Annotated in this window: 24 protein-coding genes; 15 read left to right on the top strand and 9 right to left on the bottom strand. The window is 68.6% G+C overall.

Features of this window, described 5'->3' with window-relative positions:
* Window position 1: 1 nt before the first annotated feature.
* Genes ACGHC0_RS13750 through ACGHC0_RS13765 form a run of 4 tightly spaced genes read right to left on the bottom strand, consistent with a single transcriptional unit; the run spans window position 2 to window position 3315 of the window.
* A complete protein-coding gene (locus ACGHC0_RS13750; RefSeq protein ID WP_013595022.1) occupies window positions 2-490 on the bottom strand; it encodes a TRAP transporter small permease in 489 nt (162 codons plus the stop codon).
* 59 nt (window positions 491-549) lie between these two features.
* Window positions 550-1518, bottom strand: a complete 969-nt coding sequence (locus ACGHC0_RS13755) for a TRAP transporter substrate-binding protein (RefSeq protein ID WP_368351532.1) — start codon at window positions 1516-1518, stop codon at window positions 550-552.
* 40 nt (window positions 1519-1558) lie between these two features.
* Window positions 1559-2497: an SMP-30/gluconolactonase/LRE family protein gene (locus ACGHC0_RS13760; protein ID WP_415265862.1), complete on the bottom strand. Its 939-nt coding sequence runs from the start codon at window positions 2495-2497 to the stop codon at window positions 1559-1561.
* A gap of 5 nt (window positions 2498-2502) precedes the next feature.
* Window positions 2503-3315: an NAD-dependent epimerase/dehydratase family protein gene (locus tag ACGHC0_RS13765; protein WP_415265863.1), complete on the bottom strand. Its 813-nt coding sequence runs from the start codon at window positions 3313-3315 to the stop codon at window positions 2503-2505.
* Between the two features lie 65 nt (window positions 3316-3380).
* On the opposite strand from ACGHC0_RS13765, the gene ACGHC0_RS13770 reads away from it, so the two are divergent.
* From ACGHC0_RS13770 to ACGHC0_RS13810, 9 genes are all read left to right on the top strand, one after another.
* Complete coding sequence (locus ACGHC0_RS13770) at window positions 3381-4193, top strand: FadR/GntR family transcriptional regulator (protein WP_368351535.1); 813 nt, start codon at window positions 3381-3383, stop codon at window positions 4191-4193.
* Between the two features lie 84 nt (window positions 4194-4277).
* Window positions 4278-5252, top strand: a complete 975-nt coding sequence (locus tag ACGHC0_RS13775; RefSeq protein WP_415265864.1) for a Bug family tripartite tricarboxylate transporter substrate binding protein — start codon at window positions 4278-4280, stop codon at window positions 5250-5252.
* Between the two features lie 74 nt (window positions 5253-5326).
* Window positions 5327-6238 carry a 5-dehydro-4-deoxyglucarate dehydratase gene (kdgD, locus tag ACGHC0_RS13780; protein WP_415265865.1) on the top strand — a complete coding sequence of 304 codons (912 nt, stop codon included), beginning with the start codon at window positions 5327-5329 and terminating at the stop codon, window positions 6236-6238.
* Window positions 6239-6315: 77 nt separating this feature from the next.
* Entirely contained in the window at window positions 6316-7032 is a 717-nt protein-coding gene (locus tag ACGHC0_RS13785; protein WP_368351538.1) for a hypothetical protein, read from the top strand.
* Between the two features lie 79 nt (window positions 7033-7111).
* Complete coding sequence (locus ACGHC0_RS13790) at window positions 7112-7705, top strand: RNA polymerase sigma factor (protein ID WP_415265866.1); 594 nt, start codon at window positions 7112-7114, stop codon at window positions 7703-7705.
* Window positions 7702-8391 (top strand): hypothetical protein, encoded by a 690-nt coding sequence (locus tag ACGHC0_RS13795; RefSeq protein WP_368351540.1) that lies wholly within the window; start codon window positions 7702-7704, stop codon window positions 8389-8391. The genes ACGHC0_RS13790 and ACGHC0_RS13795 overlap by 4 nt, the downstream gene beginning before the upstream one ends.
* Window positions 8388-9755 carry a S8 family peptidase gene (locus ACGHC0_RS13800; RefSeq protein ID WP_415265867.1) on the top strand — a complete coding sequence of 456 codons (1368 nt, stop codon included), beginning with the start codon at window positions 8388-8390 and terminating at the stop codon, window positions 9753-9755. The genes ACGHC0_RS13795 and ACGHC0_RS13800 overlap by 4 nt, the downstream gene beginning before the upstream one ends.
* 222 nt (window positions 9756-9977) lie before the next feature.
* Complete coding sequence (locus tag ACGHC0_RS13805; protein WP_415265868.1) at window positions 9978-10598, top strand: hypothetical protein; 621 nt, start codon at window positions 9978-9980, stop codon at window positions 10596-10598.
* A gap of 52 nt (window positions 10599-10650) precedes the next feature.
* Entirely contained in the window at window positions 10651-11367 is a 717-nt protein-coding gene (locus tag ACGHC0_RS13810) for a hypothetical protein (RefSeq protein WP_415265869.1), read from the top strand.
* An 18-nt stretch (window positions 11368-11385) separates the two neighbouring features.
* Here the strand turns inward: ACGHC0_RS13810 and ACGHC0_RS13815 are convergent, their stop codons facing one another.
* Window positions 11386-12588 (bottom strand): arabinose transporter, encoded by a 1203-nt coding sequence (locus ACGHC0_RS13815; RefSeq protein ID WP_415265870.1) that lies wholly within the window; start codon window positions 12586-12588, stop codon window positions 11386-11388.
* Between the two features lie 60 nt (window positions 12589-12648).
* On the opposite strand from ACGHC0_RS13815, the gene ACGHC0_RS13820 reads away from it, so the two are divergent.
* Window positions 12649-13311 carry a TetR/AcrR family transcriptional regulator gene (locus ACGHC0_RS13820; protein ID WP_415265871.1) on the top strand — a complete coding sequence of 221 codons (663 nt, stop codon included), beginning with the start codon at window positions 12649-12651 and terminating at the stop codon, window positions 13309-13311.
* 66 nt (window positions 13312-13377) lie between these two features.
* Here the strand turns inward: ACGHC0_RS13820 and ACGHC0_RS13825 are convergent, their stop codons facing one another.
* Entirely contained in the window at window positions 13378-14904 is a 1527-nt protein-coding gene (locus tag ACGHC0_RS13825; protein ID WP_415265872.1) for a methyl-accepting chemotaxis protein, read from the bottom strand.
* An 83-nt stretch (window positions 14905-14987) separates the two neighbouring features.
* A complete protein-coding gene (locus ACGHC0_RS13830) occupies window positions 14988-16025 on the bottom strand; it encodes a zinc-dependent alcohol dehydrogenase family protein (protein ID WP_415265873.1) in 1038 nt (345 codons plus the stop codon).
* 99 nt (window positions 16026-16124) lie between these two features.
* Between ACGHC0_RS13830 and ACGHC0_RS13835 the strand changes: the two genes are divergently transcribed.
* From ACGHC0_RS13835 to ACGHC0_RS13855, 5 genes are all read left to right on the top strand, one after another.
* Window positions 16125-17087: a LysR family transcriptional regulator gene (locus tag ACGHC0_RS13835; RefSeq protein ID WP_415265874.1), complete on the top strand. Its 963-nt coding sequence runs from the start codon at window positions 16125-16127 to the stop codon at window positions 17085-17087.
* 166 nt (window positions 17088-17253) lie between these two features.
* Window positions 17254-17832, top strand: a complete 579-nt coding sequence (locus tag ACGHC0_RS13840; RefSeq protein WP_415265875.1) for a molybdopterin-dependent oxidoreductase — start codon at window positions 17254-17256, stop codon at window positions 17830-17832.
* 98 nt (window positions 17833-17930) lie between these two features.
* Window positions 17931-18290 carry an H-NS family nucleoid-associated regulatory protein gene (locus ACGHC0_RS13845; protein WP_415265876.1) on the top strand — a complete coding sequence of 120 codons (360 nt, stop codon included), beginning with the start codon at window positions 17931-17933 and terminating at the stop codon, window positions 18288-18290.
* 248 nt (window positions 18291-18538) lie between these two features.
* Window positions 18539-20239 carry a phosphoethanolamine transferase gene (locus tag ACGHC0_RS13850; RefSeq protein ID WP_415265877.1) on the top strand — a complete coding sequence of 567 codons (1701 nt, stop codon included), beginning with the start codon at window positions 18539-18541 and terminating at the stop codon, window positions 20237-20239.
* 7 nt (window positions 20240-20246) lie between these two features.
* Window positions 20247-20489: a hypothetical protein gene (locus ACGHC0_RS13855; protein ID WP_415265878.1), complete on the top strand. Its 243-nt coding sequence runs from the start codon at window positions 20247-20249 to the stop codon at window positions 20487-20489.
* Between the two features lie 36 nt (window positions 20490-20525).
* Here the strand turns inward: ACGHC0_RS13855 and ACGHC0_RS13860 are convergent, their stop codons facing one another.
* Together ACGHC0_RS13860 and ACGHC0_RS13865 are read right to left on the bottom strand one after the other, a co-directional pair.
* Window positions 20526-21758, bottom strand: coding sequence for a sensor histidine kinase (locus tag ACGHC0_RS13860; protein WP_415265879.1), 1233 nt, complete (start codon window positions 21756-21758; stop codon window positions 20526-20528).
* Window positions 21759-21784: 26 nt separating this feature from the next.
* The gene (locus ACGHC0_RS13865) at window positions 21785-22477 is read right to left on the bottom strand and encodes a response regulator transcription factor (RefSeq protein WP_415265880.1); all 693 of its coding nucleotides are present in this window, start codon (window positions 22475-22477) and stop codon (window positions 21785-21787) included.
* Between the last annotated feature and the right edge of the window lie 58 nt (window positions 22478-22535).

Genomic DNA, 22535 nt, shown 5'->3' on the forward strand with positions numbered 1-22535 from the left:
ATCAGCCCCAGGCGGGTTCGACTTCGCGGCCCTGGGCCAGCGCGATGATGTGCTCGATGGAGAACAGCACGATGAGCACGCCGGCGATGCTGGCGGGCACGTATTTCCAGCCCTCGGAGATGAAGAGCGTGGGCAGGCGGTATTCCCACACCGACTGGGCGAGCGATGCGCAGTTCCAGGCCATGGCCGCGCCGAACACCAGGATGAGCACGTGGATCAGGTACTCCATCTTCAGGCGCAGCCAGTCGGGCGCCAGCACCAGGAAGGACTCGAGCCCGATGTGCCCGGCATCCCTCACGCCCACGGCCACGCCGAACATGGTCACGTAGAGCACCAGCAGCAGGGCCAGGCTTTCCGCCCAGGTGGGCGTGTTGTTGAGGACATACCGGCCGAACACCTGCCAGCTCACGGCGCAGATCACCGCCACGAGCCCGAGGATGCCCAGCCACATGCAGGCACGCGCGAGCGTGCGGCAGATTTGGGTGTACATGTTGATCGGGGATGAAAAAATCCCCGGGCTTCCGTTGGGACGGCCCGGGGATGGGAGGATCACTGCGTGTCCTGCACGCGCTTGACGAGGTCCTTCAGCTTCGCGTCGGTGATGAACTTGTCATACACGGGCTTCATCGCGGCCTGGAACGGGGCCTTGTCGATCTCGATGATCTCCGCGCCGCCGGCCTTCACGGTGGCGAGCGACTTCACCTCGCGCTCGGCCCATTGCTTGCGCATGTAGGGCACGGACTCCTTCGCGGCCTGGCGGATCCAGCCCTGCTCCTGCGGCGAGAGGCGGTCCCAGGCGCGCTTGGAAAAGAGCAGCATTTCCGGGGCCATGGAATGCTCGGTCTTGCTGTAGTACTTGGCAACCTCGAAGGAGCGCGAGCTTTCGTAGGTGGGGTAGTTGTTCTCTGCGGCGTCGATCAGGCCGGTCTTGAGGCCCGTGTACACCTCGCCCATGGGCATCGGCGTGGCATTGGCGCCCATGGCCTCCAGCATGGACACCCACAGGTCCGACTGCTGCACGCGCACCTTCATGCCCTTCATGTCCTCGAACTTGCGCACCGGCTTCTTGGCCGTGAACATGGAGCGCGCGCCGCTGTCGTAATAGGCCAGGCCCACGAAGCCCTGGCGTTCGCAGGCCTTCAGGATCTCCTCGCCCACCGGGCCGTCCAGCACCTTGTGCAGGTGCTCCACCGAGCGGAACAGGAAGGGCATGGTCGGCACCACGGTCTCTGGGCAGATGTTGTTCATCGCGCCGATGTTGATGCGCACCATCTGCAACGCGCCGATCTTCGCCTGCTCGATGGCATCCTTTTCGTTGCCCAGGGCGCCGCTGCTGTACACCTTGATGGTGTGCTTTCCGCCCGACAGCGCCTTCAGGCGCTCGCCCATGAACTTCACCGCGGTCACGGTGGGGTAATCGTCGGGATGGATGTCGGCGGAGCGGAATTCCGTCGCCTGCGCCGCGAAGGCCGTCAGGCAGGCCGCCACGGCAGCCAGGGTGGTCTTGATGAACTTCATGCTTTCTACCTCTTGGAGATGTCTGTCAGCTGAAAAGGGGTCACTCCGCCGCGGGATCGAACTCGGGTTCCGGCAGGCCCTGCGTGCCCGGATGCAGCGCGAACACGCCGCCGGCCAAGGGCTGGTCCGCCAGGTCCGCCTCCGCGCTGGGCCGGATCGAGGTGACGAAGAGCGTGTCCAGCCGCGGCCCGCCGAACGCGCACATCGCCGGCTTCTTGACCGGCACCGCCAGCGAGCGGTCCAGCCGGCCGTCCGGGGTGAAGCGGTGCACCAGGCCGGCATCGTTGCCGCAGATCCAGTAGCCACCGTCCACGTCGATCGCCGCGCCGTCCGGGCGTCCCGGCAGCGGCGCCATGTCCACGAACAGGCGGCGGCGGTGCGGGGTTCCCGTGGCGGTGTCGTAATCGAACGCCCAGATCTTCTGTACCTGCGGGTGCGAATCCGACAGGTACATCGTCCGCCCGTCCGGGCTGAAGGCGATGCCGTTGGGCACGATCAGCGGCCCGGGATCCAGGTTCGTGGCGCTGCCGGCAGCCAGCTCCCTGCCGCCGAAGCGGAAGACGGCCCCCACCGGGGAGGCGGCCGCCATGTCCATCAGCATGGTGCCCGCGATGAAACGCCCCTGCCGGTCGCACCGGCCATCGTTGAAGCGCATGCCGGGCGAGGCATGCGCCACCCCGGCCAGGCGCTCGGCCGCCAGCGCACCGCCGACCTGCGGAAGATCCAGTGCGAACAGCCCCGTCTCCAGGCCGGCGATCCAGCGGCCCGGCCGGCCGGCCCAGGCCGCCATGCAGGCCACCATCTCGGGCGCCGGCCATTCCGTCCTGGTGCCCGTGCGCGCCGACCAGCGGTGCAGCACGGCACGGGGAATGTCGGTCCAGTACAGCGATTCCTCCGCCGTGCGCCATACCGGGCTCTCGCCCGTGGTGCAGCGCGCATCCAGCACCAGTTCAGCCTGGCTCGAAGGTATGCCCTGCATGCCGCTCATCCCTCGAACGGCCCCTGGGCCGTGAAAGCGCCCCCCTGGTAGAGGGCCACGGGGTCATCCGGCGCCGGGGCGGGCTGCGCCTCCACCTTCGAGCGGAACGGCTCGGAACTGTCCTTGGGCGCATACCCCAGGTGCGAAGCTGCATGGTTGTCCCACCACAGGTCGCGGTTGGCCGAAGCCCCGTACACCACCGTGTGGCCCACGTCCGGCGTGAACAGCGCCGTCTGCACCAGCTGCGTCAGGTCGTCGTAGCTCAGCCAGGTGCTCATCATGCGCCGGTCGCGGGGCTCGGGAAACGACGATCCGATGCGCAGGCTCACCGTCTCGATGCCATAGCGGTCGTGATAGAAACTCGCCATGTCCTCCCCGAACGACTTCGAGAGGCCGTAGTAGCCATCGGGCCGGCGGCGTGCCAGGGCATCGATGTGCTCGTCCTGGCGGTAGAAGCCGATGACGTGGTTGGAGCTGGCGAACACCACCCGCTTCACCCCGTGGCGGCGAGCCCCTTCGTAGATGTGGAAGACGCCCTTGATGTTGGCCTCGAGGATCTGTTCGAACGGCCGCTCCACCGATACCCCGCCCAGGTGCACGATGGCGTCGCAACCGGCCACCAGTGCATCCACGGCAGCCTTGTCGGCCAGGTCGCAGACCACCACTTCCTCGGAACCGTCCCGCGCGGGCTCCATCTCCGCGATGTCGGACAGTCGCACGATCTCCGCGAAAGGCCGCACGCGCTCTCGCAGAACGTGCCCCAGACCACCGGCGGCGCCGGTCAGCAGCAGTCGCTGGAATCGGGAAGACGGACTCATGGCGTTTTCTTTACAGGTATTTGTCATATGTTGTCGTACAACGCGACGGGATTATGATCATGGCCATGGCCGCCTCGACAAAGGGATTACCCTCACCCATCGCTCCCGCCGACCGGCCCGTGCCGGCCGCCCCGCCCGTGCGCCGCGCGCGGGGCCTGGCCCATGCGGTGGTCGAGGATTTCTCGGGCAGGATCCGCGACCGGATCCTGGTACCGGGCGACAAGCTGCCCACGGAGTCCGAAATCATGCGCGCGCATGATGTCAGCCGTACGGTGGTGCGCGAGGCGATCTCCCGGCTGCAGGCCGCCGGGCTCGTGGAAACCCGCCACGGGATCGGGACCTTCGTGCTGCAGCCGCGTGCGGGCGGCGTGTTCCGGCTCGATCCTTCCGAACTCAGCACGTCGGCCGACGTGCTCGCCGTGCTGGAACTGCGCATCAGCCTGGAAACCGAATCCGCGGGCCTGGCCGCCATGCGGCGCAGTGACGCACACCTGCAGGCCATGGCCCAGGCACTGGACGATTTCGAGCGCAACGTCCGCAGCGGGGGGGACACGGTGGCGCACGATTTCCGCTTCCACCTGCAGATCGCGGAAGCCACGGGCAACCCGTATTTCGCGGACATCATGAACCACCTCGGCACCACGCTGATACCGCGCACCCGGATCGCGGCCCTGCGCGTGCAGCGCAGCACCGAGTACCTGGACCGCGTGAACCGCGAGCACGAGGAAATCTACTCGGCCATCGCGCGGCAGGACCCCGACTCCGCGCGCGCGGCCATGCGCATCCACCTCACCAACAGCCGCGAACGCCTGCGCCTCGCCCAGGAGGCAGCCAGGAGCCAGGCCGACACCGAGCCCGCCACGCCACCTTCCATGTGACGAAACGCCCACGGGCAGCGCCCCCTTGTTTTCTTCGGACCCAGTTGTATGATGACGTACAACAAAATCCAGGAGACAGAGACCATGCCCTTTTCCCGACGCACCCTGCTGCACGCCACCGCCCTGGCCCTCGCCAGCGCGTCCGCCGCTGCGCAGACGGCGGCGCCCTGGCCCGCCAAGCCGCTGCGCATCGTCGTTCCCTACCCGCCGGGCGGCAGCTCGGACATCATCGCCCGCGCCATCAGCCAGCCCCTCTCGGAAGCCCTGAAGCAGCCGGTGGTGGTGGAGAACAAGCCCGGCGCCAACGGTAACCTGGGTGCGGACTTCGTGGCCAAGGCCACGCCGGACGGCTACACGCTGCTGCTGTGCGACGTGGGCGCCCTGGCGATCAGCCCCTCGGTCTATACCAAGCTGCCTTTCGATCCCTCCAAAGATCTGCGCGGCACGACGATGCTCGCCTACTCGCCCCACATGCTGGTGGTGCATCCCTCCGTGCCGGCCCGCAACCTCAAGGAGCTGATCGCGCTGTCGCGCACGAGCGACCTGAACTTCGCCGTGACGGCCACGGGCAGCGCGCCGCACCTGGCCGGCGTGGCCCTCGCCGCGGCCAGCGGCGCGCGCTGGCAGTACGTACCCTACAAGGGCGGTGTGACGGCCATCCAGGACACCATGGCCGGCCAGACCCAGGTGCTCATGAACGGCATGCTCGCCACCCTGCCCCACGTGCAGAGCGGCAAGCTGAAAGTGCTCGGGCTTTCCAAGGGCACCCGCATGCCCCTGCTGCCCGACGTGCCCACCATCGCCGAGCAGGGCGTCCCGGGCTTCGAATCGGGCACCTGGCAAGGCGTGCTGGTGCCCCGCGGCACGCCCGAGGCAGTCGTCCAGCGCATCAACGCCGCACTCATTTCCGTCATCCGCACCCCCGACATCCGCTCGCGCCTGACCGGCCAGGGTGCCGAAGTGGTCACGATGGCGCCCGCCGAGCAGGACCGCTTCTTCGAAAAGGAACGTGCCCGCTGGGCCGGCGTCGTGTCCGCGGCGCAGATCCGGCTGGACTGACGCACCGCCCCCTGCAGGAATTTCCCCATCCCCACCACCCTACCCGCTTTCCGAACCACTTCCGGGCTTTCGCCATGCAACCTCAAGAACTCAAGACCATCATGGGCTCCGGCCTGCTTTCCTTCCCGCTGACGGACTTCGACAGCGAAGGCAACTTCAATGCCCGCGGCTACGCCGAGCGCCTCGAATGGCTCGCCCCCTATGGCGCCAGCGCGCTCTTCGCCGCCGGCGGCACGGGCGAGTTCTTCTCGCTCACCGCCGACGAATACCCCGCCATCATCGAGACCGCCGTGCAGACCTGCCGCGGCAAGGTGCCGATCATCGCGGGCGCCGGCGGGCCGACGCGTTTCGCCATCCAGTGCGCCCAGGCCGCCGAGAAGGCCGGCGCCCACGGCATCCTGCTGCTGCCGCACTACCTCACCGAGGCCGGCCAGGAGGGCCTGGCAGCGCACGTCGAGGCCGTCTGCAGGAGCGTGAAATTCGGCGTCATCGTCTACAACCGTGGCCAGAGCCGCTTCACGCCCGAGACGCTCGCGCGCCTGGCCGAGCGCAACGCCAACCTCGTGGGCTTCAAGGACGGCGTGGGCGACATCGAGCTGATGAACTCCATCTACATGAAGATGGGCGACCGCTTCGCCTACCTGGGCGGCCTGCCCACGGCCGAGGTGTACGCGGCGGCCTACAAGGCGCTGGGCACGCCCGTGTATTCCTCGGCAGTGTTCAACTTCATCCCGAAGACCGCGATGGACTTCTACCACGCGGTGGCGAACGACGACCAGGCCACGCAGCACCGCCTGCTGCGCACCTTCTTCATGCCTTACCTGGAACTGCGCAACCGCATGCCGGGCTACGCGGTGAGCATCGTGAAGGCCGGCGCGAAGATCGTCGGCCACGACGCAGGCCCGGTGCGTGCGCCGCTCACCGACCTCAAGCCCGACGAGATGGCCGCCCTCAAGGCACTCATCGACCAGCTCGGGCCGCAGTAACCCGCGCCGCAACGACCGGACAGCGGGCAGGCCGTCCGCTTCCGGCCAGGGCCCCCGGGCCGTTCTAAACTGCGCGCATGCCCTGCCACGCGCGTTCCCGCCAGCCATCGCACCCCGCCTGCCGGTTCTGCCTGCTGCTGGCCTGCGCGCTTCCGGCAACGGGCATCGCCCAGACACGCGACATCACCGGCGAGCTGGCCGTCAGCAGCGGCCTGATCGAGCGGGGGATTGTCGTGGGCAGGCCCCGGCCCATCGTCCAGGGCCTGCTCAGCCTCTACGACGCGCGCGGCTGGTCCGTCACCACCGCGCTCGGCATGCAGACCTACGGGTCGCAATCCACGCGCGCCATCGTGCGGGGCGCCTACGACGGAGTGATCGACAACGACTGGCAGTACCAGGCGTCGCTGCAGTACTACGCCTACCCGGGGGATGCGTTTTTCCGCCTGTACGACCGCGCCGAGGGCACGCTGAGCGCCAGCTTCCGGGATGTCTTCACCGTCGGCCTGTCCGCCTTCCACTACGTCCATACCCGCGACGAGATTTCTCCCATGCGCTGGGCGCTCGACGCTGGTGCGCGCTGGCCGCTGACGCCCCAGCTCTCCCTGGTCGGCTCGCTCGGGGTCTCCGCCGTCCGCCCCCGCGGCCAGTACCTGTATGGCGGCGTGGGAGCCGCCTGGGCCGACGGCCCCTGGCGCGCCGAACTGAATTACCTCGCCTCGGACCGCTGGGCGCAGCGCCACATCCTGGGAGCCAGCGCAGGCCGCTGGGCCGTGACCGTCATCCGCAGCTTCTGATACGGGCCGGCCTGCAACCTTTTCACCGCGCAGACGCACCCACCGCAACCAGAACGACACGTTTTTCCTCTGGTGGCCCATGACCGTTCACTATCCAGACAATTCCCACGACCTCGCGCTGCTGCACGCGATCGCGGCGGGCGACCGCGATGCGCTGGCCACCCTCTACCGCGGCTACCATCGGCGCCTGGGACAGTTCCTCACCCGCCTCACGCGCAGGACGGACCTGATCGAGGAGATCATCAACGACTGCTTCTGGGTGGTCTGGCAGAAGGCCGGTACGTTCCGCGGGGATTCCCGCGTATCCACCTGGATCATGGGCATTTCCTACCGATGCGGGCTCAAGGTGCTGCGGCAGAGCGGCGCACTGGACGCGAGCGACGGCGTGGACGACGAAACGGCCGCGGAACGGAACCACCCCGGCATCAACCCCGGCGATGACCGCGAACTGAGAGATTGGCTGGCCAAGGGCCTCGCCCGGCTGTCGGCGGACCAGCGCCTCGTCCTCGAGCTGGCCTACACCCACGGCCACTCGATCGAGGAGATCGCCGTCATCACGCAAGCCCCCGTGGGCACCGTCAAGGCCCGCATGTTCCATGCGCGCGTGAAGCTGCGCAACCTGCTGCCCGGCCTGGCGGCAGGCAGCACCGGCACCAAGGATATCCAACCATGACGACATTCCCTCCCGCATCCGCCCACGGCCCGGACCAGGACCGGTCCCACCTGCTCACGCAGGAACTGCTGCCATGGATCGTGAATGGCACGGCCACCGACGAACAGCGCGCCGCCGCAGCGGGCCATCTCGCGGCCTGTGCGGACTGCCAGGCCGAACTGGCGCTGCAGGAGCGCATCCAGGCAGGACTGCGGCTGCAACCGGCCATCGCCCTCCCCGACACCGAGGAGGGACTGCAGCGGCTCATGCAGCGCATCGACATGGACGCCTTGTGCGACCAGCCCGTCCCGCAGGCACCGCAACCCGCACCGCAGCAGCGCCGCCACGGATGGCCCACCTATGCGCTGGCCGCCGTGGCAGTGCTCCAGACCGTCGCCCTGGCGCTCATCGGCTGGCGCACGGCGGACCAGGAGCCTGCGCAGTACCGCATGTTCAGCAGCCCGCAAGCCCCTGCCGGCACGGGCGAGGCACAAGGCACCATCCGGGCGGTTCCGGACGAGCAGCTCACGCTGGCTGCCTGGAATGCGGCGCTGGCCGGCTCGGGCCTGCAGGTGGTGGCCGGTCCCAGCGCCATGGGTGCCTATACGCTGGCGCCCCTGCCCGGCACCTCGGGCACGCAAGCGCTCGCGCAACTGCGGGCCACGTCGGGCATGCGGCTCGTCGAGCCCGCGGGAGACGCGCCGTGAAGCATGCCCTGAAGCGCGCCGCGCAAAGCCTGCGCCGGCCCGCGCTGCTGCCGGCGCTGGCCCTGCTGGCAGCCTGCGCGGGCACGCCTCCCGGAGCGGCCGATACGCCATCCAGGGCCGCGGCGGCCAGTGGAGCGCAGGCGGCCGACCTCGCCATGCGGGAAGACAGCAGCCGCTACGTCATCGTCGCGCTCGCCAACCCGCTGCAGCGGGTGCCCGTGCGGGCGGCCACCAGCCTGGCAGGCTATGGAGCACCGCCGAGGTACACCACCGGCATGCAGGCCGCCACGCTCGTGGAACAGATCGCCCGGGAACACGGGCTCGCCCAGGCCGATGCCTGGCCGATCCCCTCGCTCAAGGTGCATTGCATCGTGTTCGAGATCCTGGGCCACCGTCCGCGAGAGGAAGTGCTCGCGGCCCTCGCGAAGGATGACCGCATCGCCCTCGCGCAGCCCCTGCAGGACTTTTCCGTCCAGGCGCAGCCCACGGAGGCAGATGCCTCCGCCGTGGCCTACAACGACCCCTACGCCCCGCTGCAGCGCGGCTTCATCGGAATGTCCGCCGCGCAGGCCCACCGCATCACCACGGGCCGCGGCACGCATGTCGCGGTCATCGATACCGGCGCGCAGACCGGCCACCCGGACCTGGAGGGCCGCATCCTCGAAACCCGCAACGTCGTGGACGACGATGCCGCCGCCTTCCAGAAAGACCGCCATGGAACCGAGGTGCTGGGCATCATGGCGGCCACCGGCAACAACCTGCAGGGTATCGTCGGCATGGCTCCCGGCGCCCGGTTCAGCCTCTACAAGGCCTGCTGGTACCCGGCCCAGCCCGCCGGCAGCGGCGCGCGCTGCAACTCCTTCACCCTCGCCAAGGCGCTCGTCGCCGTGATGTCGTCGGATGCGCGCATCGTCAACATGAGCCTCGGCGGCCCGAGCGATCCCCTGCTCGGGCAACTGCTGTCCCAGCTGGTCGGCCAGGGCCGGATCGTCGTCGCCGCGGTGCCCTCGGGCGGCCAGCGCAGCGGCTTTCCCGCCGGCGTGCCCGGCGTGCTGGCCGTGGACTCCGCCGGCGCCGTGCGTACGCAGCCTGCCGACGGCATCCTGCTCGCCCCTGGCAGGGACATCCTCACGCTCCAGCCACAGGGCCGGTATGACTTCGCCACGGGCTCGTCCATGGCCGCGGCCCACGTGAGCGGCATGATCGCGCTGCTCCAGTCGGTGGAGCCCCGCCTGGACCGGGACACCATCGAACGCCTGCTGCTGCGCAGCGAAGTCCAGGACGGCACGCAGCCCCTCATGGTGAATGCGGATCGGGCCCTGGCGACCCTGTCCTCCTCCACCGCACGCGTCGCCGCCCGCTGAACACGCGGCGAGCATCCCGGTCCCCCGCACCTGTACACCGGCCCGCTGCTGCGGCGTCGCACTTGTGCGTGCGCGTGCGCATGCGCGTGGACAGGCAGCTCCATGCAGACACGGCATTGAGCCGGCCAATGAAAGCGATCAATGAAACCGATCGCCCATCCCGCGCACAGGGCAGCAAAAGGCAGCACCCACGACCGTCCCTTTTGATGGCCGAGCCCTCCCATGTTTATCAAGAACGCACTGGTTTTCCTCCACCTGCTGGCCATGGCCGTCGCCATCGCGAAGATGCTGGAATACGACTTCCGATTCCTCAGCCTGGTCCACCGCCCCATCACCCCTGAACGTCGCGAAGAACTGCGGCGCACCAAGGCCGTCATGACGGGTGCGCTGTGGCTGCTCTGGGCCACGGGCGCCCTGTTCGTCCATACCGGCTACGCACAGGATCCCGCCTATGTGATGAACGAAAAGCTCTGGATGAAGATCCTGGCGGTGAGCGTGCTCACGCTGAACGGCATGCTCATGCACCGCTTCGCATTTCCGCTCATGATGCAGGGCGGCATCTTCCTGGAGTTCCCGCTCGCAAGGATGCTCGGCCTCACCCTGTTCGCCACGGTTTCCTCCGTCTCGTGGCTCTACGCATCGTTCCTGGGCATCGCGCGCTCGTGGAACCACGTCATGCCCTTCCAGCACGCGCTGGCCATCTACGTCGGGTTTCTGCTGGTTGCCGGTTGCGGCTCCGTGGCGCTGATGGCCACCCTGCGGCACCTCTACCGGCGCGCACCGGATGCATTCGCCCTGCCGATGGGCGCCTGGAAAAAGGAGGCGCCCTCCAGCACCACCTGACAGCCCCGGTCCCGCCAGCGGGTCCGCCGCATGGCCGGGTATTCTTGCCGCCATGTCCATGCGGGAAGACTATTTCGATCTCCAGTGGCGATTCGCACAACATTACGCGGATGCCGCCCACCTTCCGCTGGACCAGGCCATCGCCCGGTGCACCAACCTGCGTCGGCGCATGAACCTCTGGGGGCCTGCCGGAGCCTCCCGCTGGGAGGCATTCCTGTCGGCCATACGGGCATCGGGGCCGGACCACCCGTCCGGGTTCCGCCTGTACCTGGCATTCCAGGAGGCCGGACCATCATCCCCGCAAACCCGGGCCTTCGGCTGCTTTGCGCATGACATCCCCGACCCGGCGGGTGTGCTGCGCATCCACTTCATGCCGCAGCGCGGCATCGGCCGCAGCCCGCTGGCCTCCTGCAGCATGGCCGAACGCATGGACGAACTGCGGGCGCTCTTCCGTCAGGTGCGGCAGGAATACCCCGACGCGCGGTCGGTAAGGGGCATCTCGTGGCTCTACCACCTCCCGGCCTATCGCCGGCTGTTTCCGCCGCAGTACGGCAATTCCGTGCGCCCCGCGGACTTTCCTTTGCACCTGACCGGCAGTTCCACCTGGGGACAAGTGCTGGATTGGCGCCAGCAGGTCAAGCCAGCCATGCGCGATGCGGTGCTCCTCCGCCTTGCGGATCTGGACCCGCAGGCCCCCTGGAAGGTCTTCCCCTACCAGCCGCTGGTCGCAGCGTGCAGCATCGGGTGCTTCCATGACTGGTTCGCATGAACCGGCGCATGCGGCCGCTCAGGCGGGCCGCACCAGCAGGTGCAGCGCCACGGCCAGTGAAAGGGCCACCGCCACGGCGCCGGCCAAATAGACCGCGCCCACGCCGTGCGCGGCCGCCAGGAGCCCGGCAGCAGGTCCGGTGATGCCCAGCGAGACATCCAGAAAGGCCACGTAGGCCCCCATCGCCACGCCCCGCGCGTGGGGCGGCGCACGCCGTACCGCCTCGACGCCGAACGCGGGGAAGGCCAGCGAATAGCCGAAGCCGGTCAATGCGGCCCCCGCTGCGGCGACCGGCAGGCCGTCGGCACCCCAGAGCAACAGCTGGCCCAGCACTTCCACCAGGATGCAGGCCAGGGCCACCCGGGCGCCGCCCAGCCTGTCCGGGAGATGCCCGAAGAACAGCCGCGCCCCGATGAAGGCCAGGCCGAAGGCGGTGAACGCCAACGATGCCGGGCCCCATCCGCGCGCGGCGAACAACAGCGCCGCGAACGCGGTGATGACGCCGAATCCCGTACTGGAGAGCGCCAGTCCGAGCCCGGGTACCCACACCGCTCCCAGCACCTGGTAGAACGGGGTTCGCCGGTGCGCGGCAGGCGGCATGGCCGGCAGCCCCGCGACGATGGCCAGCGCCGCCAGCGGAATCAATGCGGTCGCCACCGCGATGCCCGTGAAGCCCCAGCGCGCATCCACCGCCACGCCGGCAGGGGCGCCGGCCGCATAGGCGCCGTACATCGCGATGCCGACCCAGGCCATGACCTTGCCCGCATGCTGCGGCCCGACCTGGGCCATACCCCAGCCCAGCGCGCCGGTCACGATCAGGCTCTCCGCACAGCCCAGCAACAGCCTGCCGGCCAGCAGCGCCCACACCGCTGCCGGTGAATTGCCGAAGGACAGCGACAGCAGATAGGCCAGCCCCGATGCCGCCGCCACCAGCAGGCCCGTCGCCATGGCCCGCCGTGTTCCCCGGGTGTCGGCCAGCGTGCCGGCCCAGGCCCGCGACAGCAGGGCCGCCCCGAACTGGGCGCCCACGAGCACGCCCACGCCGAGTGCCCCCAGACCCAGGTGGTGGCTCAGATGCAATGGCAGCACGGGCAGCGGCAGGCCGATCGTGAGGAAACCGATGAAGACCGCCAGCGTCAGCGGCAGCAGCCGGATGAAGACCCTGGCCGGTACCGCGGCGGCCGGCTGGTGGGCCTGGTGTGCCGTTTGGAACGAAGGCATGTGACACTCCCTTTCAATGCGAGTAAAAACTCATTTCACATGCCAGGGAGAATAGGAGCCATGGCCCGTCCCGGAAACTCGCATTCACCGGCAGCGCACCGCGCGCTGCCACAGCCCCGCAAGGCGCCGCGTCAGGCGCGCTCCCAAGCCATGGTCGAGGCCATACTCGAAGCCACGGCTCGCGTTCTGGCCGAGCGCGGCTATGCCGGCACCAACACCAATGTCGTCGCGGAGCGCGCGGGCGTCAGCATCGGCTCGGTGTACCAGTACTTTCCGAACAAGGATTCGCTGGTCACGGCCCTGCACGAGCGGCATGGAGCGCAGATGTATGCCGCCATCGCCGCCGTGCTCGCGGCGGAGCGCCCGGACGGCCTGCGCGGACATGTGCGCGCCATGGTGCGGGCGCTGCTGGCCGCCCACCGCGTGGCGCCGAAACTGCACCGCGTGCTGGAGAAGGAATTTCCTTTCTTCGACGCACCGCGCGAAGAGAGCGCGGCCGATGGCGGCATCTTCCGGCAGGTGCGCGCGCTGCTCGAAACCCACCGGGGCGAGATCGCCCCCGACGACCTCGACCTCGCCACCTGGATGGTCCTGCAGACCATGGAATCGCTGGTGCACGCGGCGGCCATCGACCCGCCGGCCATGTTTCCGCCCGAGGCGGTCGAGGCCGCCATCGTGCAGGTGCTCATGGGCTATCTGACCGCTACGCCCACGCAGGCGTAGCCGTGCCGGGCGCTCGGGAAGCCGCCGGCTCCGGCCGGGTACCGGCGCCGCCGGACGCCGCGGGGATCAATGCCCCAGCTGGAAGCGCGACGCCATTTCTGCCAGCCGCAGTGCCTGGTCCTTCATGCTTTGGGCCGCCGCCGCCGATTGCTCGACCAGGGCTGCATTCTGCTGCGTCATCTGGTCCAGCTGCCCCAGTGCAACGTTGACCTGCCCGATGCCCTGGCTCTGCTCGTTGGCCGCGGTGCTGACTTCACCGATCAGGCTGCCGACCTTTCGCACACCGTCCATCAATTCAGCCATCGTCGTGCCGGCAGTCTCCACCAGCCGGGCACCGCTGCCGATGCTGGCCACGCTGTCTCCGATCAGTTGCTTGATTTCCTTCGCGGCTACGGCAGATCGCTGCGCCAGCTGCCGGACTTCGCCCGCCACGACAGCGAAGCCGCGCCCCTGCTCCCCGGCCCGCGCGGCCTCCACGGCAGCATTGAGCGCAAGAATGTTCGTCTGGAACGCGATGCCATCGATCACGCCGATGATGTCGGCCACCTTGGTGGACGTGGTGTTGATCTCGCCCATCGTCGCCACGACGCGGGAGACCACATCACTGCCTCGCTGGGCCACCTGGTTGGCCGCCGAAGCCAGTTGGGTGGCCGTCGCGGCAGACGCCGCGCTCTGCGTCACCGTGCTGGTGAGCTGTTCCATGGAGGCTGCGGTCTGCTGCAGGCTGCTGGCGGTCTGTTCGGTCCTGCTGCTCAGATCGACGTTGCCGGAAGCCACCTCGGTGCTGGCCGTCTGTATGCTGTCGGACGCCTGCCGGATCTGCCCGACCAGCTTCTGCAGGTTCTGCTGCATCTGGGCCAGTTCCGAGATCAGGCTGCCGGCGTATTGCGTCGCAGGCACGGACACCGACAGATCGCCGGCAGCGATGCGGCGCAGCGCGTCGCGCGCATCTGCGGGCTCGCCCCCCAGTTCCTTCTGCACGTTGCGGTGCATGAGCCGTCCCAGCGCCACGGCGACTGCGACGGCCAGCACTGCCAGGATGGCCGCGAAGGCCACCGCCTCGCGACCACGGGCCTGTGCATCGGCATGGGCATCCTGGGCTGCCGCCCGGGCCTTCTCGCGCTGCTCCACGAGCTCTGCGCGCAGCTTCCGCCATGCCGGGGTCTCTTCGGTGTTCAGCAGCGCAGCGGCGGCACGCTGGTCGCTGGAGAGCAGCGCCAGCACCTTGTCCGCTGCCATGATCTGCCGTTCGCGCAATGTCGCGATCAGCTCCAGATTCCTGGAAAACGGCGTGCCGGCGGCAACCGCCCCCGTTTCCTCGAGTGCCTTGCGGAAAGCCTCCTTGGAGGCCTTCAGGTTTTCGTAGGCGCGCGCGTTGGAGGGATCCAGTACGGCATTGCGCAGGGCCTGCCCCGACTGGAGACCCTGCGCATACATCTCCGACAGGCCATCCGACAGCTTCTGGTCCGTGGCCATGTATTTGTCGAATTCGCTCTGCGTGCGCGTGGAACCCCACACGCTGGCGCCGATCGCCGCAACGAACAGCGCAGCGGGCGCGACGAAGCAGATGGTCAGACGGGCGGAAAAGCGCATACGACCCCCCTTGTGAAACCACGGGGAGCCTGTACGCCCCCTTTATGGAAGTCTCGGCACGTCTTCCCTGCCATGAATGGCATCTATTCGACGATTCCATTTTCCTTGTCGCACATACGCACCACCACCTTGCCGAACGCGCCCCGCGCGAGATGCGCGAAGGCTGCAGGCGCCTCATCGAAACCGTATTCGGCGGCGATCACCGGCGCCAGGCCGTTGACATCGACGGCACGCACCATGCGGTCCAGCGCCGCACGGTGGCCCACGCTGATGCCCTGGATCGTGGCCCGGCGGCCGATCGCGTCGAAGGTGAAGTCCGGCATCTCGCCGCCTTCCAGCACACCGATCACCGATATGCGCCCGCCACGGGCCAGCGCCTGCAGCGACCGGCCGATGTTCGGGCCGCCCACGGTCTCCAGCACCTGCTCCGCCCCTCGTCCGCCGGTCAGCCGCACCACCTCGGCTGCCCAGTCGGAATCGCGTGCCAGCACATGATGGGCCCCGAGGGCGAGCGCCTGCGCCTGCTTGTCCCCGCTGCCCGAGACCACCACCACCCGGGCGCCATGCAACCGCGCGAACTGCAACCCGAACAGGGCCACGCCGCCCGTGCCGTGGATCAGCACGGTCTGCCCTGCGTGCAGGCCACCCTCCTCCACCAGCGCGAACCAGGCCGTCAGCGCAGCGCAGGGCAGCGTGCTGGCCTGCGCCGCATCAAGCGTACCGGGTGCCGCCGTGGCCCACTCGGCATCCAGCACGACATGGGAAGCCAGCACCCCCGGCCCCGGCACGCCCAGTGTCATGCTCGCCGCCGGGGCAGAGCCGTCCGGCCAGCCCGCGACGAAGGTACTGATCACGCGCTCGCCGCCATGCCAGCGCTGCACCCCCTCCCCCACCGCCAGCACCGTGCCGGCCATGTCGGACGCGGGCACGAAAGGCAATGGTGCCGCCCAGCGGTAGGTATTGCCGGCGACGAGCAGGTCGCGGTAATTGAGCGAGGCCGCTTCCACGCGCACGAGGATCTGGCCCGGTCCGGGCGTGGGCAGCGGGGCCTCGGACCGCTCCAGATGCTCGAGGCCATAGCCGGTGAACTGCCAGCGCTGCAGGGTGGATGGATAGACCATGTGACAACTCCGTATGAATGACGATGCAGCCATGCTATTGAAGTGCCACAATCTCCAGTGGAGCATTTCTCTCCACTGAATGGATAGATAAATTCACCAATGAGCGAGCGACTGGCAGGTATCGAAGCTTTCGTGGCCGCAGTGGAGGCCGGCAGCTTCGCTGCGGCGGCCCTGCGCCTGCAACGGACGCGCTCCGCGGTGGCCAAGAGCGTGGCGCGCCTGGAAGCGCGCCTGGGCACCCGCCTGTTCCAGCGCAGCACGCGCAGCCAGAGCCTGACGGAGGACGGCCAGGCCTATTACGAGCACTGCAGACGCGCGCTGGCGGAACTGGATGCCGCCGATGCCGCCGTGGAGGCCGGCCGCACGGCGCCACGCGGCACGCTGCGCGTGACCTCGCCCATCCTGCTGGGGCGCGAGCTGGTGGCCCCGCTGCTGCTGGAGATGACGGCCACCCATCCGGGCCTCGTGCTGGAGATGGTGTTCAGCGACAGCGTGATCGCCCTGGTGGACGAGCGCATCGACCTGGCCGTCCGCAGCGGCCCGCTGCCGGACAGCAGCGTGCTGGCTGCACGGCCCCTGGGCCGGCAATGGATGGGGGTCTATGCCGCGCCGGCGTACCTGAAGGAGCATCCGGCGCCCGCCGGTCTGGACGCCCTGTTCGCGCACGCCGATCGGCACCGCTTCATCGGCTATGCGCGCGACACCGGCCCGCACCCATGGCAGTTCCGCGGCGCGGACGGCCGGGTGCGGGCCTTCGATCCATCCACGTCCATCGCTTTCGGCAGCAACAGCCTCGAAGCCAACAAGCTGGCCGCCATCGCCGGGATGGGGCTTGCCCGCCTGCCGGCCTGGCTGGTGGCCGATGCGCTTGCCGCCGGCACGCTGGTGCAGGCCTTCGCCGAGCCCCAGCCCTACGGCTACGCGCTGCAGGCCGTATGGCCCCACGCCCGGGCGTTGCCGCTGAAAACGCGCGCGGCCATCGATCTGCTGGCCCACCGCCTGCCGGCCCTGCTGGCGGCGGGCGGCCCTGCAGGCCCACCGCCCCTTGCGACAGGAGACTGATGTCCAGGTTCGTGGAAGCCACGTATCCGCAATAGCAAACGTCCGCCCGCCTGGCAAGGCATGGCCATGCATGCATCGCATGCCGGACCGCATTGGCAACGCTGGCATCGGGACCGTTTTCCATGCGATGCTTTGCCCCCCTCAACCAGACCGCGAACGAGTGCCCATGCACAAACGCCGTTTCCTCACCCACCTCGGCCTCGCCGGCATGCTGCCCGCCGGTTCGGCGCTGGCCCATGCGCCCGCCCAGCCCCAGCCCGCGCTGCTCACCGTCGCCGGCGCGATCCAGTCCCCCAACCGCGGGGCATTGAACCCCACGGCGGACCTGCTCGCCGCCAAGCAGGGAGTGCAGTTCAGCCGGGCCCGCAGCTTCGATGCCGCGGCGCTGCAGCACCTGCCGGCCGTCTCCATCAGCCCCACGCTCGAATACGACGGCCAGCGCCACACCCTCGAAGGTCCGCTGCTGACCACCGTGCTCGCGGCAGCTGGCGCACCGACCCAGGGCTCGGCCACCGTGGTGCTGCGCGCCGTGGACGGCTACAACGCCTCCCTGACCGTCGCCGACGCGGACCGCTACCGCATGATCGTCGCGCTGCGCATGGACGGCGCTCCCCTGCCCCTCGGCGGGCTGGGCCCCCAATGGGCGGTCTATGACGCGGACAACCTGCCGCAGTTCAAGGACAAGCCCCTCAAGGAACGTTTCGCGCTGGCCCCCTGGGGCCTCTATCTGATCGAAGTGCGCTAGGGCGGCCCGGAATTCTGCCCCGCGGCGAGCCCCGGGGGTGGCGTTGGCGCTATGATCCAGCGCGTTCACGCCCCCCCACAGCCCGCGACAAAGACAGCATGAAGAGTTTGAAGACGCTGCTTGCAGAGCAAGCAGCCTTGGATGCAGAAATCGCCCGCGAGAAAAAGCAGGCAGCAGCACAGGCGCTGAGCCAGATCCAGGCCTTGATTGCCGAGTTCGGTTTCACCGCCCAGCAGGTGTTTCCCTGGCAGCCTGCCAAGAAGCACGTTCCCGCCAAGTACCTGGATCCGAAAACCGGTGCCACCTGGACGGGCCGCGGCAAGCCGCCCGCCTGGATCGCCGGGAAGGACCGCGACCAGTTCCTGATCGAAAAGACGGTGACGCAGCCGGCCCAGCAAGGGCCTTTCCTCGCCGAGATGGCGGCGGCTGCAGCGGAGGCCCGGAACCAAAGGCGCTGATCCGCGCACCGGCCCTTTCCTGGTTCAGGCCCGCCCCTGAACCAGCACCCAGCCACATGCGACGGCGGCAGCCAGGCCGCCTTTGACCGGGCCCGCATGGCCCGGTCGCGCCGCGCACTGCCATGCATGCCGCGGATGCGGATCACCACGCATCCGAAGCGGACTCCCATGTCCGCAGGCAGTCCTTGACGATTTCCTGACGGGCGCTTTCCGACACTGCGCGCAGTTTCACTCCCTGGAAATTGCGTGTGTTTCAACGTCTGACATCCATCCGGCTCCACCCGGTGCAACTGGGCTGGTTCGCTGCCCTGTTCTTCACCACCCTGGGCAACGCAGTGCTGTGGCGAACGCTGTGGTCCACCGTGGAAGTGGACAGCCTGCGCGGCCTGTGGTTCTTCATCAGCCTGCCGGTCTTCCTGTTCTGCCTCCTGAACCTGCTGCTCGCGGCGGTCCTGGCCGTGCCGTATGTGCGCAAGCCCCTCCTGGCGCTGCTGGTCGTGGTGAGCGCGGTTTGCAGCTACTTCATGCTGCATTACAACGTGCTGATCGACCGCGGCATGGTGCAGAACGCCTTCGAAACCAACCGGGCCGAACTCACGTCGTACCTTTCCGCCCCGTTGCTGCTCACCATCCTCGTGATGGGTGTCCTGCCCGCCGCCGTGATGGTCCTGCTGCCGACCGGATCGAGCGGGCGCCCGCTGCATGGCGCCCTGTGGTGGCTGGGCAATGTCCTCGCGACCCTGGCCGTGCTGGCCGCGGTGACCATGGCGTTCTACAAGGACTACGCCTCGCTGCTGCGCAACCACCGGCAGATCAGGGACCAGGTGCTGCCGTTCAACTTCGTGCGCAACGCCAACGGCTACCTGAAGCGCAGGTACATCGCGAAGCGGCAGGTCCTGCGCACCGTCGGCGAAGACGCCGTGCGCCCGGCGGCCACCGCGGGCGGGCGGCCCCTGCTTCTGCTGATCGTGGTGGGGGAAACCGCGCGGGCGCGGAATTTCCAGCTCAACGGCTATCCGCGTGCGACCAACCCGTCGCTGTCGCAGCGCGAGGGCATCATCAGCTTCAGGCACGTGGCATCCTGCGGCACCGCCACGGCCGTTTCCCTGCCCTGCATGTTCTCCCGCATGGGACGGGCGCAATACGATGGCGTGCATGCGGCGACGGAGGAAAACCTGCTCGACATCCTTCGCCGCACCGGCATGCACATCCTCTGGCGCAACAACAACAACGGCGGATGCAAAGGGGTATGCGAGCGCGTGGACACCGACGACATGCCCACCCTGAAGCCCTCCGGACACTGCACCAACCCGGACGGCACCTGCCATGACGATGTGCTGCTGCACCAGCTCGGCGCACGCATCGATGCCATGCGGGGCGACGCGCTGATCGTGCTGCACCAGCTCGGCAGCCACGGGCCCGCGTACTTCGAGCGCTATCCGGCGCAGGACAAGGTCTTCGCCCCCACCTGCGACACCAACCAGATCCAGAAGTGCAGCAGCGAAGCGCTGGTCAACACCTACGACAACACGCTGGTCCATACCGACAGGGTGCTGGACAGGACCATCGACCTGCTGCAGCGCCATGCGGATGAACGCGACGTGGCCATGCTCTATGTCTCCGATCACGGCGAATCGCTCGGAGAGCGCGGGATCTACCTGCATGGCACGCCCTACCCCATCGCGCCCGACGAACAGACGCAGGTGCCCATGGTGATGTGGTTCTCCCCGGCCTTCGCACAGCGCACCCGCCTCGACCTGGCCTGCCTGCGCGCCAACGCGTCCCGCCAGGACTACAGCCACGACAACCTCTACCACTCCGTGCTGGGCCTGCTGGATGTCCGCAGCAGCGTGTACCGGCCCGGACTGGACCTGTTCGCCCCCTGCCGCCAGTCCGTGCCGGCGGCGCCGCACACCATCGCCACAGCAAGGCCCGCGCAAAGCGCCTGAACACCCCATGCCAAGAATCACCGTGGAAAAACATGTCGCCGGCACGCTCGAACGGAGCTTCGAGGTTCCCGCCCCGCTCGTCCGCGTGGCCGCCCGGGTGCTTCCGGCGTCCGCGCTCACCCGTTTGAAAGACCGTGGCATGGACATCCAGGCCATCCTGCAGGCCTGGAAATCGGGATCACCCTACGCCTCGTCGATGGAGGTCACCGAAGACGGCGTGCAGAAAAAGGTGTGCCTGCGGGTCTCCTGAAAATCCCGGGACTCCCCTCCAGGCCCGGCATGGAAGTCAGGCCGGGCCGCGCATGTCCAGCGTGAACCGGCAGCCCCTGTCCGAGCTTTCGACCGCCATGCGCCATCCCAGGTGCTCCACGATACGCTGCACGATGGACAGGCCGAGCCCCTCGCCGCTCTGGCGGGCACTGGGCAGAAAGCGCTGAAACTGCCGCGGGTCGATGCTGGCGGGCAAACCGGGCCCCGTGTCCGAAACGACCAGCGTACTGCCATGCAGGGCGATGCGCACCTCGCCTTCGTCGGTGTATTGGCAGGCATTGCGCAGCAGGTTCCAGACCACGCTGCGCGCCAGTTCGGCATGGGTGTGCACATGGATGTCCACCGGCGCGTCCAGCACCAGGGCCACGGGCTTGTTCGACAGCCAGGGGGCGCAGCGCGCCATGCATTCCTCGATCAGGGGGCGCAGGGGCACGCCGGTCCGCGCCAGGCTCTGCGGATCACGCGAGAGCAGCAGCAGGCAGGCCAACTGGCGCTGCATTTCCTCCGTGGTGCGCACGATGCGCTCGGCACTGGATGCCAGGTGGCTGCCGGCAGGCAACTGGTGCGCGATGGTTTCCGCGGCACCGGCGATGATCGCCAGGGGCGTGCGCAGCTCGTGGCTGGCATCGCCCGCGAAGCACCGCTCGCGCTGCAGGAACTGCTCCGCCTCGTCACTGTGCCGGGCGAAGGCCCGTGCCAGCACGCCGATTTCGTTGGGCGCATCCTGGAACGGAAAGGGTTGCTGCTTGCGCTGCACGGCTTCGGCCAGGCGCCTGATCGGGGTGACCACCCGCTCTGACGTCAATCGCCCCATCCAGAACGCGCCCAGCATGCACAGCAGGATGACCAGCGGGGCAAAGCCGTCGATCATGTGCTCCAGGTAGCGGTAGTGCGATCGGTCCCGGAGCAGGTAATAGCGCTGGCCGTCGAACTCGAACACCAGCAGGTGCCGGCCGCCCGGCTCGCTCGCGGCGTGGTAGCCCGGGGCGTGACCGCGCAGGGCATCGGGCACCGTTCGCGCGTCGTGGAACGCGCTGCCCTCGGGCATGGCGGGAACGCTGCCGCGGGCGATATCCGGCTCCAGCCGCCGCGCCTCTCGGTGCAGGCTTTCGGAGACGCCGTAGGCCCGCCACTCGTCGTAATCCACCTGCTCCGCCAGCACCACGAACGCCATGACGGCCGCCATCAGCAGCACGAACGACACGGTGATGCGGGTCCTGAGCGTCATCCGATGGAAGGTGGGTCGCATGAAGTCACTCCGCTCCTGGCACGTCGCTATGGCACGGCCTCGGTGCGCCCCTGCAGGCGCCAGCCGATGCCGTGCACCGTTTCTATCAGCGCGTGCGTGAAGTTTTTGTCAACCTGCTGGCGCAGGTCGTGGATGTGGGTGCGCAAGGCTCCGCCTTCCGGAGGCTCGTCACCCCAGAGCAGGTATTCCATCTCCTGCCTGCGCACGACCACGGGAGCGGCACGCACCAGGCACATCATCAGCTTGTGGGTGGTGGGCGTCAGGTGGATGGTCCGGCCCTGCCGCCACGCGCGGGGCGCACGCGTGTCCACCTGCAGGTCTTCCCAGGCCAGCATTCCCTGCACCTGCCGCCCCTGGGCGCGGCGCACCAGCGCCTGGATGCGGGCGTCGAGCTCCCTGAGCGAAAATGGCTTGACCAGGTAATCGTCAGCCCCCGCCGCCAGGCCCTGCACGCGATCGTCCACCGGATCGCGCGCGGTCAGCATCAGCACCGGCACGGGGTTCTGGTGCTCCTCGCGGAGCTTGCGGCACAGCGCCATGCCATCGAGCCGCGGCAGCATCAGGTCCAGCAGGATGGCGTCGTAATCGTGCTGCGTGGCCATGCGCAGGCCGGTGGCGCCATCGCGTGCATCGTCCAGCACGTAGCCCAGCGGCTCGAAAAAGCCGTACAGGTTGGCCACCAGCTCGGGGTTGTCTTCGATGATGAGCAGGCGTGTCATAGGTGGTCGGCATCTTAGCCAGCGCGGCTGCCGGCCCTCCAGGCGAGGCGGCAACCGG

Source organism: Acidovorax sacchari (assembly GCF_042847045.1).
Classification (GTDB): Bacteria; Pseudomonadota; Gammaproteobacteria; order Burkholderiales; family Burkholderiaceae_C; genus Paracidovorax; species Paracidovorax sacchari.